General features: G+C 70.8%; 11 protein-coding genes and 1 pseudogene. 7 read left to right on the forward strand and 5 right to left on the reverse strand.

Annotated features, from left to right (window positions below; all coding sequences use genetic code 11):
- Together ACWCP0_RS19110 and ACWCP0_RS19115 are read right to left on the reverse strand one after the other, a co-directional pair.
- On the reverse strand, positions 1 to 1,599 hold a 1,599-nt coding region (locus tag ACWCP0_RS19110; RefSeq protein WP_451079963.1), incomplete at its 3' end, for a tetratricopeptide repeat protein.
- Between the two features lie 522 nt (positions 1,600 to 2,121).
- Positions 2,122 to 2,985, reverse strand: coding sequence for a hypothetical protein (locus ACWCP0_RS19115; RefSeq protein ID WP_451079964.1), 864 nt, complete (start codon positions 2,983 to 2,985; stop codon positions 2,122 to 2,124).
- Between the two features lie 254 nt (positions 2,986 to 3,239).
- Between ACWCP0_RS19115 and ACWCP0_RS19120 the strand changes: the two are divergent.
- Positions 3,240 to 3,698, forward strand: a pseudogene (locus ACWCP0_RS19120) (DUF4291 domain-containing protein); the annotation flags it as partial.
- Between the two features lie 15 nt (positions 3,699 to 3,713).
- Here ACWCP0_RS19120 and ACWCP0_RS19125 read toward each other — a convergent pair.
- On the reverse strand, positions 3,714 to 4,883 hold the full coding sequence (locus ACWCP0_RS19125; RefSeq protein WP_451080000.1) for a S8 family peptidase: 1,170 nt from the start codon (positions 4,881 to 4,883) through the stop codon (positions 3,714 to 3,716).
- Between the two features lie 752 nt (positions 4,884 to 5,635).
- Here ACWCP0_RS19125 and ACWCP0_RS19130 point away from each other — a divergent pair.
- The gene (locus ACWCP0_RS19130) at positions 5,636 to 8,437 is read left to right on the forward strand and encodes an alpha/beta fold hydrolase (protein ID WP_451079965.1); all 2,802 of its coding nucleotides are present in this window, start codon (positions 5,636 to 5,638) and stop codon (positions 8,435 to 8,437) included.
- Positions 8,434 to 9,318 (forward strand): ABC transporter permease, encoded by an 885-nt coding sequence (locus ACWCP0_RS19135; RefSeq protein WP_351228928.1) that lies wholly within the window; start codon positions 8,434 to 8,436, stop codon positions 9,316 to 9,318. Before ACWCP0_RS19130 ends, ACWCP0_RS19135 begins: the two co-directional genes overlap by 4 nt.
- Before the next feature lie 54 nt (positions 9,319 to 9,372).
- On the opposite strand, the gene ACWCP0_RS19140 is transcribed toward ACWCP0_RS19135, so the two are convergent.
- Positions 9,373 to 9,966, reverse strand: coding sequence for a DNA-binding response regulator (locus ACWCP0_RS19140; RefSeq protein WP_451079966.1), 594 nt, complete (start codon positions 9,964 to 9,966; stop codon positions 9,373 to 9,375).
- Positions 9,967 to 10,250: 284 nt separating this feature from the next.
- Here ACWCP0_RS19140 and ACWCP0_RS19145 point away from each other — a divergent pair, with 284 nt between their 5' ends.
- From ACWCP0_RS19145 to ACWCP0_RS19155, 3 genes are all read left to right on the forward strand, one after another.
- Positions 10,251 to 10,625, forward strand: coding sequence for a hypothetical protein (locus ACWCP0_RS19145; RefSeq protein WP_451079967.1), 375 nt, complete (start codon positions 10,251 to 10,253; stop codon positions 10,623 to 10,625).
- 192 nt (positions 10,626 to 10,817) lie between these two features.
- The gene (locus ACWCP0_RS19150; protein ID WP_451079968.1) at positions 10,818 to 12,404 is read left to right on the forward strand and encodes a YfbK domain-containing protein; all 1,587 of its coding nucleotides are present in this window, start codon (positions 10,818 to 10,820) and stop codon (positions 12,402 to 12,404) included.
- A 169-nt stretch (positions 12,405 to 12,573) separates the two neighbouring features.
- On the forward strand, positions 12,574 to 13,035 hold the full coding sequence (locus ACWCP0_RS19155) for an anthrone oxygenase family protein (RefSeq protein ID WP_451079969.1): 462 nt from the start codon (positions 12,574 to 12,576) through the stop codon (positions 13,033 to 13,035).
- Positions 13,036 to 13,299: 264 nt separating this feature from the next.
- On the opposite strand, the gene ACWCP0_RS19160 is transcribed toward ACWCP0_RS19155, so the two are convergent.
- Positions 13,300 to 13,785 (reverse strand): cupin domain-containing protein, encoded by a 486-nt coding sequence (locus ACWCP0_RS19160; RefSeq protein ID WP_451079970.1) that lies wholly within the window; start codon positions 13,783 to 13,785, stop codon positions 13,300 to 13,302.
- A 179-nt stretch (positions 13,786 to 13,964) separates the two neighbouring features.
- Between ACWCP0_RS19160 and ACWCP0_RS19165 the strand changes: the two genes are divergently transcribed.
- Positions 13,965 to 14,507 (forward strand): flavoprotein, encoded by a 543-nt coding sequence (locus tag ACWCP0_RS19165; protein WP_451079971.1) that lies wholly within the window; start codon positions 13,965 to 13,967, stop codon positions 14,505 to 14,507.
- The last annotated feature ends 48 nt before the right edge of the window (positions 14,508 to 14,555 follow it).

A 14,555-nucleotide genomic window follows, 5' to 3' on the forward strand; every position in this document is an offset into this window, starting at 1 on the left:
TGTGTCGGGGTGCTCGGGACCGAGGACCCGCTGACGGACGTCGAGGGTCTGGCGATGCAGGTCAGCGGCTCCGGCGTAGTCCCCGAGGCCATGCAGCGCGCTGGCGAGGTTGTTGCGGCTGGCCAGTGTGTCGGGGTGCTCGGGACCGAGGACCCGCTGACGGACGTCGAGGGTCTGGCGATGCAGGTCAGCGGCTCCGGCGTAGTCCCCGAGGCCATGCAGGGCGCTGGCGAGGTTGTTGCGGCCGGTCAGCGTGTCGGGGTGCTCGAGACCCAGGAGGCGGGTTTCGCCATCGAGCACGACCTGGTGCAGGGTGAGCCTCTGCTCGTGGAGACCAGCGGCGGCCAGGACACCAGCCAGGTCATCCAATGCGTCCCGGGCGTTGGCGAATGGCAGCAAGCCGTCATGGGCCAGCAAGAATGGAATGTGGGGGGCGAGCAGTTGGGCGGTGGGCCAACCGGAGCGCCCGACTTGGGTGACCTCTTCTACGGCCGCGAGAAGGCGGTGCGCGATGGCCCTCCGCCAGGAACCAACGTCGGGAAAGTCTGCGGACAGGGCGAGAGCACTGATCTCGCGGACCAGGGGGTGCAGCGCCACGGCCGCAGTCTCACCGCTCTCCAGAGCCGCGGGAGTGCCGAGCAGTCCGTAGCGATGCAGGCCGCCTAGCGCAGTATCAAGAGTCACCCTGGTGACCGTCTGTCCAGTGGCCGCCTCCAATAGGTCGGGGGTGATGAGGGAAAGAGGAATGGGAGCGTCTGCCAAGAGGGCGAGCAGCCGTAGTAGGGGGCGAGCCAGCGGATGGCCTTCCCCGGCTAGTTGGTCGAGGGAGAGTTCCCACGTGTGACGAACCACCTGGCGCGCGACCTCCGGGTCTGCGGCGTTGGGATCCTCCGCGCCCAGGAGAGAGGGCAGCTCTGCTTCCAGCGCCTGCCTGTACGCGGCAAACGTGCGGTACCGGCTGGTTGGCCTGATCAGATAGGCACCTACCGCGCCCAACGCAAGGGGGAGACCGCCCAGCCGGGCGGCCAGGGTCTCGGCCTCCTCCGGGGTGCCTGCACCAGGTGCAGCATCAAGAAGTACTTGCCCGGCTGGCTGTGCCGTGAGGGGCGTCAGGTGTTCGAGCGTGGCGCGCGGGCCCCAAGTGGCAGGGCTGGCGTCGCGGCTGGTGAGGAGGAGGAGCCCGCCGCCGTGAGGGCGAATCCAGCCGCGATAGTCGCTGACCTGCTCGGGCGCCGGCCCGATCCTGCCGGTGTCGTCGGCGTTGTCGATGACCAGCAGCCACCTTCGAGCGTTGGCGAGCTGCCGCCACACCACATCCGGCAGATTGTCGTGACCGGCACGGGCCTGCTCCAGCACCCCCCGGGGCAGACCACACGCGAGCGCGACTCGGGTGAGCTGCTCCCCCAGCACGACCGGGTCGCGCCAGCGGATCCAGAACACCGCATACCCGGCTGCTTCCGCCTGCGCGCACAGGGTTGCCGCCACGGTTGTCTTCCCGATGCCGCCCGCCGCGCAGACCACCGAGAACTGGCCGTCCGGGCGGTCCAGCAGCCGCCTAAGGCGGGCGAGCTCCGCTTCACGGCCGTGGACGCGTTCCACAGGGACATGCGGGGGGGCGCAGCGAGTCCAGCACCGCATTGGCCAGCGGCCCGACGCGCAGTAGCCGGTCAGACGAAGACTCGCCAGCGTCCAGACGGCTGCTGAGCAGCCCCAGGGCCACGCTCAGCAGCGCCATCACTGCGAACAACGGCCAGATAACCTGCGGTTTACGCGCCCAGGCGGGGGCGAACTCACTTGCGTAGTTCGTTACCGGCCCGAGCATCACCATCAGCATCGCCAAGGAACCGGCGGTCACTGATCCCAGCCCGCCCGGCGTCCGTGCCGCACACTTCACCCCCTGCCCGGTATGCCAGCTGCGCTGGCATCAGCATGCCCGAGCCGCACTGTGAGGGACATCCGGCAGGACAGCATCACTGAAGAGAGCGGCTCCCACGGGGCGTGATGGGATCAGAAAAGGACTATGGACAAGGCTTGACATGGGTCATCAAGCCGCGTTTCGCAGTCTCTTTCCTGGCTGGTGACGTTGGAACCGCGGATGTCGGCGGTGGCTCGCCGTGCCCATCAGTGGTTCGAGCCCTTGATCTGATGATGAGAGGCCTGTTCCCGTACCGTGCGCCACCGTGACCGCGTCTGCTCGACCACGCTGTCCCACTGCTGGCGGACCTCGTGGTCGGACGGGCGGTGGCCCTGACGGATCCGGCTGAGTTCGTCTCGTACTTCTCGTCCCAGTGCCGCCGATGCGACAAGGACGAGCATGGCTGCGAAGAGGGCGGAGATCATCGCGAAGACTGCACCGACTACCCCGTAGCGCGCGGCGGAGGAGTTGAAGAGATGCGGCATGTAGATGGTTGCGCCCACTGAATAGGCCGCCGTCAGAACGGCGCCGGCGACGCCGAAGGGAAGCAGGTCCGGCCAGCTGATCCGCTTCGCCGACAGGATCCAGCCGCTCCAGACGAGGAATGCAGCGGTCACCGGTACCTCACACACCAAGGCGGCCAGGCCCAGCGCGTCCCCGCCAAGGAGCGCGGAGAGCAACGCAGTGACCACTGCGTAGCCACCGAGAGTGAGGATCCACCACAAGCCGTTGCGCGTGTTGCGCACACTGAGGGGCTTGAGTTCCCACGCCTGTTCGAAGAGTCGCTGCGCGGCGCGCGTGAAACTCAGCACCGAGATCGTCAGAAACACGACCCCGAAGATGCCCACGCTCGTACTGGCCCCTTCGGCAGGAGAGAACAGCGAGCTGACAGCCGTGGCGCCTGGTCCGGTGAGGTTGTAGCGCCTGATGATCCGCTCTGCGGCGTCGTAGTGCACGAAGACAGCGCCAAGGAGGACGGAGAGCGGGACCAATGTCGTCAAGGCGCTGGACGCCAGGGCCATCGAGCGGTCGAAACCCACGATCTTCTGAAACCGGTTGATGACCCGCAACGCGAAGGCAGGCCGCAGCCAGAACGTCAGCGTTCTGACGACGCCCTCTCGATTGATCCCCGTCGTCCTGCCCTCCGTGAAGATCGGGACTTTTGTGGGCGACGCGAGCCTAACGGACGGTCGCCGGACCGATGAAGGGCGACACGAGAAGTAGCACGCCGACCGCACTACCCGATGCCGATGCCTCACATCATCCCTGGCCCGTAGTCCGCTGTACTACGGGAGTTTGGAGCTGAAAAGACTATGAACACTGCTTGACGTGGATCAAGCCGTCGTCCCTGTGGATGATGTACCGCTGCGGCTGGGGGACCAAGGAGGGCCAGCAGACCGTCCTCGCCGTGGAGATCACCCGCGAGGGCTTCGAATGGGCGCTGCGCCATGCCTGTCTGTCGCACTACGTCCGAGGGCTGCACCCCGATCAGACCACCTGGAAGCGGGAGTTGCGCCAGTCGCCGACGCGGGTCCAGTGGGATCCGGAGCGGGACCTGCGCCTCGCGCCGCTGCCGTACCGCTCGCTGCAACTCGGGCTCGCCGGGGTGGCGTCGGCGCGGTACGCGGACGAATGGACCGTGGCGATCCGGGATGTGACCCCGCTCGCGCGCGAGATGCACGCGCTGATGCGCGCCGGGGATCCGGAGGGCGCGGGAAGGCTGATGCCCGAGGAGCGGCCCTACCCGGTCGGGGAGGAGCTCCTCGGGCATCTCACGGCGTAGAAGCCGCAGCCTGGATCAGAACAGCGAGTGCAGCAGTTTGTTCGGGGAACCGTTGCGCGGGTCCACGACCTTGCCGTTCGTCGCGTTGTTCACCAGGGCGTCACGGACCTGGGCCGGGGTGGCCGAGGGGTGGGTCGCGAGGTAGAGCGCGGCGACACCGGCCGTGTGCGGGGTGGCCATCGACGTACCCGAGATGGTGTTCGTCGCGGTGTCGTTGTCCTTCCACGCCGACGTGATGTCCACGCCGGGCGCGAACAGGTCGAGGCAGGTGCCGTAGTTGGAGAACGACGCGCGCCGGTCCGTCTTGTCCGTCGCGCCGACCGTGATGGCCTCGGGGACGCGGGCCGGCGAGTAGTTGCACGCGTTCACGGGGATCCCGATGAGGATGCCGTTGCCCGCCGCGATCGAGTAGCTGACGCCCGAGGCGATGGACGTCTTCACCGCGTCGTCCAGGGCGGCACTGGCGCTGCCGCCCAGGCTCATGTTGGCGACGGCCGGCTTGGCGGCGTTCGCGGTCACCCAGTCGACACCGGCGATGACCCCGGCCGTCGTACCGGAGCCGTCACAGCCCAGCACGCGCACCGCGACGAGCTTCACGCCCTTGGCGACGCCGTACGTGCCGCCGCCGACGGTGCCCGCGACATGGGTGCCGTGGCCCTGGCAGTCCTGCCCGTTCTGGCCGTCGCCGACGGTGTCGGTGCCCACACGGGCGCGACCGCCGAACTCGCTGTGCGAGGTGCGGATACCGGTGTCGATGATGTACGCGTTCACGTTCGAGGCCGTCGTGTTGTACGTGTACGTCGTCGACAGCGGCAGGTTGCGCTGGTCGATGCGGTCGAGGCCCCAGGTCGCGTTCGACTGGGTGTCGTTGAGGCGGACGACGGCGTTCTGCTCGACGTACGCCACGCGCGGGTCGGCGGCGAGACGCGCGGCCTTCGCCTTGGACATGGAGGCGGAGAAGCCCTTGAGGACCGAGCGGAAGGTGTGCTTGGGGGTCACACCCTGGTCGGCGGCGATGTCGGAGACGCTGGTGCTGCCGTCCTTCAGGGCGACGATCCAGCTGTTCTGTACGGCGGTTGCAGTGGGGGCGAGACGGAGATCGCCGGGCGACGCGCTCTGCGCGGTGGGGGAGACGGCGAACTGGAGACCGGCCGCGAGGGCGACTGCGGGGAGCAGCGCGCCCATCCGTATGGAGCGGCGGGCAGTGAATCTCATCTCGTGAACCTGCTTTCTTGGTCGGAACACGACAAACACCCGCGCGGCTGTGCGGATGTGCAGCACAGGGTCTCGTGCGGTGATCCAAGGCACAAGAGGGTGTTACTCGCGGGTTCAATTCAATGTCGGCGCGCCGTACGGAATTTGGCGGACATCGCCGGTATTCCGTACTACCCGTCGGTCAAGCCCCAGGTCAGCATGGTGAATTCGCCCTCGTTCGCAGCGTTCGCCGGCATGTATGCCGCACGGGCCGGTTCGTTGTCCGTGTCCACGCCGACCCACATGCCGTGGCAGTCGCGCCGGTCCCGGGCGACCGCCGCGAGGGGCCTCGGTCAGCGCCCGGCCCATGCCGCGCCGCCGGTACCCCTCGTCCACCGACAGCTCGTACAGGAACATCTCCGAGCCCTTGTCGGGGTGGAGCATCTCGATGCCGGAGACCGTTCCGGCCGGGTGCCTCCGGCGTATGTGATCAGCATCTGACGGCCGGGGCGGCGAGGAAGCGCTCCGCCCACTACGGACGCGCAGGACCGTCGTACAGCTGCCCGGCGGCGATGAGCTCCCCGAATGTCATCGCGCGGCGGATCTCGATACGCGCTCCTCTCCGTGCCGCCGCATACCGCGTCTGGTGTACGGGGACGGCACTCGGTACTACCCGAGGAGGTCGGAGAGTTCCGCCCGGCAGGAGCCTCAGAGGGGGCGGGCGGGCGCTTAGGGTTTCAAGCATGAAGATCCGACTTCCCGGGTGGGCCGCCGTCCGCCGACGCCGCGGACGATGGTTCGCGGGCGTCGCCGCATTCGCCGTGCTCGCCGGCGCCGGTACGTGGACGGCCGCCGCTTCGGACGACGTGCCCACCGTGCACCGCGAGGACCAGGTGCTGACGATGCCGGGGGCGAGGATCGACACCTCGTACTTCACCTCCGGCACCGGACGCCGGCCCGCCGTGCTGGTCGGGCACGGCTTCGGCGGCAGCAAGGAATCCGTACGGGAACAGGCGGAAGCGCTGGCCCGCGACGGCTACGCGGTGCTGACCTGGTCCGCGCGCGGCTTCGGCGCATCCACCGGACGGATCGGCCTCAACGACCCGGACCACGAGGTCAAGGACGTCTCCCGGCTGATCGACTGGCTGGCGAAGCGGCCGGAGGTGCGGCTGGACGCGGCCGGCGACCCGCGCGTGGGGGTGACCGGCGCCTCGTACGGCGGGGCGATCTCGCTGCTCGCGGCGGGGTACGACCAGCGGGTCGACGCGATCGCCCCGGAGATCACGTACTGGAACCTTGCGGACGCGCTCTTCCCGGACGGGGTCTTCAAGAAGCTCTGGGCGGGAATCTTCTTCACGACCGGCTCGGCGGGCACGGCCGGGCTCACCCCGGACGCCCCCGAGGCCCCGGCGGACCGGAACCCTCCGGCCGACGAGAACGCTCCGGCCGGGACGGCCGGGAGCGGGCAGCGCGCGTCCGATGCCGGCAGCGGCCGGGCCGAGGTCGCCGCCGCCACCGTTCCCGCGTGCGGGCGCTTCCAGCCCGTCCTCTGCGCCATGTACGAGCGGGTCGCCACCTCAGGGAAGCCCGATGCCGAGGCACGCACGCTGCTGGAGGCACGCAGCCCGTCCGCCGTCGGCGACCGGATCAAGGTGCCCGCGCTCATCGTGCAGGGGCAGTCCGACTCGCTCTTCCCGCTCTCTCACGCCGACGCGATGGCCGAGGCGATCAAGGGCAACAACGCGCCCGTCGCCGTCGACTGGATCGCGGGCGGCCACGACGGCGGGGATCTGGAGGCGGACCGGATCCAGGGACGGGTCTCCGCCTGGTTCGACCGGTATCTGAACGACGACAAGTCCGCGGACACCGGCCCCGCCTTCCGCGTCAGCAGGACCGGAGGCGTCGACTCCACGGACGGACAGGCAACGCTCCGCGGCGCCACCTCGGCCGACTACCCGGGGCTGGGCGCAGGCGGCCGTACGGTCGAACTCGCCGGTCGCACACAGTCCTTCCGCAACCCGGCAGGCGCCAACCCGCCCAGTATCTCCGCCGTTCCCGGCGTCGGCGGCGGGCTCTCCCAGCTCTCCTCCCTCGGCGTCGGTCTCTCCCTCGACTTCCCCGGGCAGTACGCCCGCTTCGACTCGCGGCCCGTGGACCGGACCCTGCGGATCACCGGCTCGCCCAACGTCCGGGTCGACGTGACGTCCGACAGCGGGGAGGCGGTCCTCTTCGGCAAGCTGTACGACGTCGGGCCCGACGGCCGACAACAGGTGCTGCCGGCGCAACTCGTCGCCCCCGTCCGGGTCGAGGACGCCAAGGCAGGCAAGGCTGTCGCACTGACCCTGCCCGCCGTGGACCACGAGATCGAGGCGGGCCACCGGCTCCGCCTCGTCCTCGCAGCCACCGACCTCGGCTACGCGTCCCCGGCGGCACCGGCCACCTACACCGTCTCCCTGGCAGGGCAGCTCACGGTGCCCACGGCGCCGGCCGTCACCTCCCGGGCGGCCGTGCTGCCCTGGTGGGTATGGGGACTGCCCGCCGCGGGAGCCGTCGTCGCCGCGGCGCTGCTGCTCACCGCCCACCGCCGCACCGCCGCACCCGCACCGGACCCCGAACTCGCCGACGTACCCCTGCAGATCACCGGACTCACCAAGCGGTACGCCAACGCCGCCGACCGGTACGCCGTGCGCGACCTGTCCTTCCGCGTCGAGAAGGGCCAGGTCCTCGGACTCCTCGGCCCGAACGGCGCGGGCAAGACCACCACGCTGCGCATGCTGATGGGCCTGATCACCCCCGACGAGGGCGAGATCCGGGTCTTCGGACACGCCGTCAGACCGGGCGCGCCCGTCCTCTCCCGGGTCGGCGCCTTCGTCGAGGGCGCAGGCTTCCTGCCGCATCTGTCCGGGCGGGAGAACCTCGAGCTGTACTGGCGGGCCACGGGCCGTCCCGCCGGGGACTCCCACATCGACGAGGCCCTGGAGATCGCCGGCCTCGGCGACGCCCTGGCCCGCGCCGTACGCACCTACTCGCAGGGCATGCGCCAGCGGCTCGCGATCGCGCAGGCCATGCTCGGACTGCCGGATCTGCTGATCCTCGACGAGCCGACCAACGGACTGGACCCGCCACAGATCCGCGAGATGCGGGACGTGATGATCCGCTATGCGGCCGGGGGCCTGACCGTCATCGTCTCCAGCCACCTCCTCGCGGAGGTGGAGCAGTCCTGCACCGATCTCGTGGTCATGGACCGCGGCCGGCTCGTGCAGGCAGGCCCCGTCGCCGAGATCACCGGCGCGGGCGACACCCTGCTGGTGACGACCGCGGCCGAGGTGGCCGAGCCGCTGGTGGAGAAGATCGCGGCCCTGCCCGGGATCGGCTCCGCCGTCCGCACGGTCGACGGGGACGGACTGCTGGTCAGCCTGGACGGCGCGAGCGCCACCATGCTCATCGCCGAACTCGTCCGGCTGGACGTGCCGGTGACCGGTGTCGGCCCGCACCGACGCCTGGAGGACGCGTTCCTCACTCTGATCGGAGGAGCATCCGCATGAGCACCGTGCACACCGAGCCGAGCGTGGCGACCGCCCACGGCTACCGGCCGCGGCACACCCTGCCGCTGCGCGTCGAGGCCGTACGCCAGCTGAAGCGCCGACGGACGCTGGTGATGGGCGCGATCCTGGCCGTGCTGCCGTTCGTGCTGATCGTGGCCTTCGCGATCGGCGGCAGCCCGGACGGGGAGGGCGGGAGAGGCGGCGGCAACCGCATCAACCTGATGGACACGGCGACCGCGTCCGGCGCGAACTTCGCCGCCACCTGCCTCTTCGTATCGGCGGGCTTCCTGCTGGTGGTGCCTGTCGCGCTGTTCTGCGGGGACACCGTGGCGTCCGAGGCAAGCTGGTCCTCCCTTCGCTATCTGCTCGCGGCACCGGTGCCGCGGTCCCGGCTGCTGTGGTCGAAGCTGGTCGTGGCGCTGGGCTTCAGTGCCGCGGCGATGCTGCTTCTGCCGCTCGTCGCACTCGCGGCAGGCACGGTGGCCTACGGCTGGGGCCCGCTGGAGCTGCCCGCCGGAGGGGCCCTCGCGACCTCGGACACCCTGCCGCGGCTCGCCCTCGTCGTCGCCTTCATCTTCGTGTCCCAACTGGTCACCGCCGGGCTCGCGTTCTGGCTGTCGACCAAGACGGACGCACCGCTGGGCGCGGTCGGCGGCGCGGTCGGCCTGACGATCATCGGGAACGTCCTGGACGCGGTGACGGCGCTCGGCTCCTGGCGCGACTTCCTTCCCGCGCACTGGCAGTTCGCCTGGGCGGATGCGCTGCAGCCGCAGCTGGAATGGGGCGGGATGCTGAAGGGCACGGCGGTGTCCGTGACATACGCCCTGATCCTCTTCGCCCTCGCCTTCCGCGGCTTCGCCCGCAAGGACATCGTGTCCTGACGGGCGGCAGCGGTCTGCGGGGCGGACATCGTTCCGGCACGCCCCGCCCGTCCATCAGATCCAGCCACGGCGAGCCGCCTCCGCCCCCGCGCGGAAGCGGCTCGCCGTGCCCAGTGCGGCGAGCAGCTCACCCACACGGCGGCTGTATGTCCGGGCCGACATGCCGAGGCGCGTCGCCGCCGTCTCGTCCGTCAGCCCGGCCAGTATCGCGTCGAGAACCTGACGCAGATGCGCGGGCACCGACCCCGACACGGCGGCCGCCACCTCGTCCCCGCCGTCCCACCAGGACTGGTGGGTGCGGACCAGGGCCTGAACGACGACGGGGTCGCGGATCAGCAGCAGCCCGTTGCAGTGCAGTTCGAGATCGAGCGGCACGGCGGCGACCGTACGGTCCGCGACGACCAGCTTGAACGGGATCGAGTCGGTCACCCGCGCACCGCCGCCGAGCCGCCCGGGCGGCGGCAGATGCGGCAGCGCCCGCCGCGGCACGATGCGGCGGACCGTGGCGGGCCGGTTCTCGGCCGCCCGCACACACGCCCCTGCGAGGGCCCGGAACGGCTCGGGAACGGTCGGTGAGCCCGCCGGGTCGTCGAACGTGAGCAACTCGTGCCGGGCCGCATGGACCAGCCCGGTCAGCGTGGCGCTCACCTGCGCCAGACCTCTGACGGGCCGGGCAGGCCCCGGTGCTTCGGGCAGGAAGGACCTGGACAGGACCGAGCCCGGTCTGGACATGGCGATGACCTCGGGCACGGCTGACCACCCCCCGGATCTCGGAGCCGTACGCACTCCATGTACGCACGCGAATGCTCACGGTGACAATCCCCAGTTCAGGGGATGGCGAGTCCCCGCCAGTCCCTTCAGCCCGCGCCGGGTGCCCGCCAGTCTGGAGGAGCGGCGCGAGAGGCGATCCGCGAGGAGAAGGGAAGCTCACCATGTTCCGACGCATCGGACGCACGAACGGACGGCCCGCTCGCGCCACGCGCGCACTTCTGGCCATAGCGGCGGCGCTCCCCCTGGCCGTCCTGTCCCCGAGCGCAGGCACGGCCCAGGCGGACGATCCGCAGGACGACACCCGCGGACCCACCGCCCTGCTCTCCTGCAGCACCGGGACGGACGGATGGACGGGCTGGGCGGACTGCGCCAACCCGAGCAGTCAGGTCGTCGCCTTCCGTGCCGTCGTGGTCTGCGGCTGGTGGCCCGACGCATACGGCCACTGGGTGACGTTGGAACCGGGGTGGTCCGGTCACTCCTCCGCCACCTGCGGAGGTGGGACCGGCGTCGGCAGCGTGAGCTGGGAGGAGGGCTGACCTGGGGCTCCGGTGTCCCCTGATCCGTCCGAGCGGCGAGCGCTGCCGTGCGGCGGCACGGCGGCGCCCGCTCCACACCGGCACCGGCCGCCGTCGTTGCCGCATTGAGATTCATCCGCAACGTCTTCGCATGCTCCTTCGGACCCTCTCGGACGTCACATTCACAAGTGCTGACGATCCAGGGGGCGGACGATGACTTTCTGCGCAAGGACGTATCAGGCAAGGACATGCAAGGGGGCGCTCGTCGCGCTGCTGGCCGGCGCGATGCTGCTGACCGGCTGCGGCGCGGGCGGACATGCCGACCGCACGTCGGACGGCGGTGGCGCGCACCGGGCCGAGGACGGAGTGCAGGCCCCGATGCCGCCCGACGGCGGTGGTCGCCCGGCGGAGGGGGACAGCGGGAGCAGCGGGCGCGAAGGCGAGCAGAAAGGTGACGCCCAGCGGGAAGTGGCGCCGCCGGCCGACTATCTGTCCACCTTCGCGCTCGATGTGGACACGGCCTCGTACGGATACGCGCGGCGGGTCCTCGGCGAGGGCAGGCTGCCGGAGCCGGACTCCGTACGGCCCGAGGAGTTCATCAACAGCTTCCGCCAGGACTATCCACGGCCCGAGGGCGACGGCTTCACCGTGACCGTGGACGGCGCCCGCGCGGGCGGCCGAGGAGAGGAGGAATGGTCGCTGGTGCGTGTGGGACTGGCCACCCGCACAGCCACGAGGAGCGGCGAACGGCCCCCGGCTGCGCTGACGTTCGTCGTCGACATCTCCGGGTCGATGGCCGAAGCCGGTCGGCTCGACCTCGTCCGCGAGTCGCTCGGCATCCTCACCGACCAACTGCGCGACGACGACTCGATCGCCCTCGTCACCTTCAGCGACGAGGCCGAGACGCGGCTGCCGATGACCCGGCTCGACGGCAACCGGGACCGAATCCGCAGCATCATCGACTCATTGGAGCCGACCGACTCCACCAATGTGGAGGCGGGCGTCCGTACCGGCTACGACGTCGCCGTCGAGGGCCACCGGCGGGGAGCCAACAACCGGGTGGTGCTCCTCTCCGACGCTCTCGCCAACACCGGCCGGACCGAGGCCGACGCGATCCTGGAGCGGATCGCCGAATCCCGCAGGCAGTACGGCATCGCGCTCTTCGGCGTCGGCGTCGGCAGCGACTACGGCGACAAGCTGATGGAACGGCTGACGAACCGGGGCGACGGGCACACGAGCTATGTGTCCACGTCCGCACAGGCCAGGAAGGTGTTCGTCGACCAGCTCCCCGCCCATATCGAGCTGCGCGCTCGCGATGCGAAGGCGCAGGTCGCGTTCGACCCCCAGACGGTGAAGGAGTTCCGGCTGATCGGATACGAGAACAGGGCTGTCGCCGACGAGGATTTCCGCAACGACCGGGTGGACGGCGGCGAGGTCGGCCCCGGCCACACCGTGACCGCGCTCTACGCGGTACGGCTCCGCGAAGGGGCGAGCGGGCACATCGCCACGGCGACCGTCCGCTGGCTCGACCCGGCGGACCGGGCCCCGCACGAGGCGTCCGGCACGGTGGAGGCGAGTGCGCTCGACGCTGACCTCTGGGCCGCGGAGACGGCACCCCGACTGCAGGTCAGCGCCGCTGCCGCGTACTTCGCCCAGGCCCTGCGCGGCGCCGAGACGCCCGGCGCCCCCGGGCTGGACGAACTCGCCGAGCGCGCCGGCACCCTCGCACGGCGCACGGAGGACGCGTCCGTGCGGCAACTGGCGGAGTCGATACGGCAGGCCGGCGCGCTGCGCGAGTGAGGACCGGCCGGGGCCGGGGCCGTGGCCCCTCGCTCGACCCCGGCCGACGTGGGGGCCGGGACGCCGACCCCGGCCCCCACGTTCGTGGTCGGTGGCTGAGGTCCGGCGGCAGTGGCTCGGTGCGGCAGGCGTGCTGCGTACGGGCGTTCGGCGCGTCATGATGGACCGTATGGCCACCTTGCTGCTCGCCCTTGCCGTCATGTCCACCGGCCTGTACGCGGGCTTCATGCTGGTCTTTCGGACCGGGATCATGCCGGCGCTGGCCAGGTTGTCCGACGACCAGTTCGTGCCGGCGATGCGGCGCATCAACGAAGAGATCCCGCGCGCCGTGTTCCTGGTGGTCTTTCTGGCCATCATCGCGTTCCCTGCGGCGGCGCTCGCCGTGCCCGTCGAGGGCCGTTCGGACACCCAGATGTGGCTGATCCTGGCCGGCCTGGTGTGCGCCGCGCTCAATCATCTCGTCACGATCGCCGGCAACATCCCGCTGAACAACGCGCTGGCCGCCTCCGAAGGTTCACCCGACTCCGAGGTTCGCGCAGCCTTCGAGGCCCGGTGGAACCGCTTCCACATTGTCCGTACTGTCCTGATTCTGGCTTCGTTCGCGCTGCTCGTCTGGGCCTCGCTCGTGTGACGGAAAGCCGACACCGGCGGCAGGCGGGCAGGGTGAGGGGGCGGACATCGGGGCAGGGAACCCAGCACGGTCGTAAAGCACGCATGAGACAACGTTGTCGGTACCCCTGGGTACCCCTCGGTGCCAACTCCGGTGCAGGCTCCGGCGCGATCCGCCGGGCGGAGCCGGGGGCGGGTTGTCCCGGTCGTCCCCTTCGCCGGCAGGGGCCGATCCCCCACCCGGGACAACCCGTCCCCTCCCGAGGCCGGTTCGCCGTCCCGGAGTTCAGTCGCCGAGCGGGAGGCGCTCCCCGCAGCGGGCGCAGTAGTGCGCGTCGGGTTCCGTCGCGAGACGCCCGCACTCCGTGCAGACCCGGTCCAGCAGACATGCGGGCTCACCGCCGGTGCTCTGGATGGCCAGGCCGGGGCGGCGCCGGTGGACGCTCAGTTGGACAAGCCCCTCGGGCCCCGCGCGCAGCGAGCGGCGGACGCCGCGCGGCAGCCACACCAGCGAACCGGCGGCAATGCTCTGCGGCTCACCGTCGAGATGAAGGACTCCGTCGCCGTCCGCGACGTACAGCAGCACATCCAGATCGGGCTCGATGTGCTCGGCGACCCGGGTGTCCGGCAGCAGCCGCACGACATTGGCGTCGAGCTGGCGCGCGCCCTCCGAGAGGCGCCACAAGGCCCCGCTCTGTTCCTGCGAGGCTCCGTCGCTCAGCTCGGCCAGCCGCGCGAGCACGCCCGGGCCGGAGTCGGAAGGGGATGCCATGCGGTTCCTCCAGTGATCGATCCCCACGCGATCCTCGCCGGACCCCAAAGCCCTGGATGGTACTCCCGTTGGGGCATTCCCTGCCCACGCGATGCGGGACGTACGCTGCCCGGACCCCGAATCACCCACGTGTCCACCCGAAGTGGCCACCGAAGCAGCCGTCGAGCCGGAGGATCCGCGTGAGCGACCAGCCCAGGAAGCCGTTCCTGTACGTCATCGTGTGCGCGGCCGGGAACGCGGGCGACGTCGGGAAACTGATCACCGCGGCGCAGGAGCAGCGGTGGGGCGTCGGGGTCATCGCCACTCCGCAGGGCCTCGGCTTCATCGACGCGGATGCCGTGGCGGCCCAGACGGGGTACCCGGTCCGCTCGGCGTGGCGCCGACCCGGGGAGGCGCGCCCCTTCCCGCCCGCGGATGCCATGGCCGTGGCTCCGGCCACCTTCAACACCGTCAACAAGTGGGCCGCGGGGATTGCCGACACCCTTGCCGTGGCCACACTCTGCGAGGCGTACGGGGCCGGCGTGCCGACGGTCGTGCTGCCGAGCGTGAACGCGGACCTCGCGGCTCACCCCGCGTACCGGGCGAGCATGGAGCGGCTGCGCGGGATGGGCGTGCTGTTCGGCACGGACACCCATGCGCCCGAGCCCGCCCCCTTCCGCTGGGAGCACGCGCTGGAGCTGCTCGCCCAGGCGCCGGCGACCGCCAGGGAAAGCCAGAGGTGAGGGCAGCCGGAGGCGGCCGCTCGGAGAGGGGAGCCCACGAGGAAGAGA

The organism is Streptomyces sp. NPDC001970 (assembly GCF_053594115.1).

Excerpts from the sequence above, each read along its gene's own strand:
- ACWCP0_RS19125 (WP_451080000.1), bottom strand. The coding sequence starts at position 4,883 with ATGGGCGCGCTGCTCCCCGCAGTCGCCCTCGCGGCCGGTCTCCAGTTC.
- ACWCP0_RS19130 (WP_451079965.1), top strand. The coding sequence starts at position 5,636 with ATGAAGATCCGACTTCCCGGGTGGGCCGCCGTCCGCCGACGCCGCGGA.
- ACWCP0_RS19135 (WP_351228928.1), top strand. The coding sequence starts at position 8,434 with ATGAGCACCGTGCACACCGAGCCGAGCGTGGCGACCGCCCACGGCTAC.
- ACWCP0_RS19145 (WP_451079967.1), top strand. The coding sequence starts at position 10,251 with ATGTTCCGACGCATCGGACGCACGAACGGACGGCCCGCTCGCGCCACG.
- ACWCP0_RS19150 (WP_451079968.1), top strand. The coding sequence starts at position 10,818 with ATGACTTTCTGCGCAAGGACGTATCAGGCAAGGACATGCAAGGGGGCG.
- ACWCP0_RS19155 (WP_451079969.1), top strand. The coding sequence starts at position 12,574 with ATGGCCACCTTGCTGCTCGCCCTTGCCGTCATGTCCACCGGCCTGTAC.
- ACWCP0_RS19160 (WP_451079970.1), bottom strand. The coding sequence starts at position 13,785 with ATGGCATCCCCTTCCGACTCCGGCCCGGGCGTGCTCGCGCGGCTGGCC.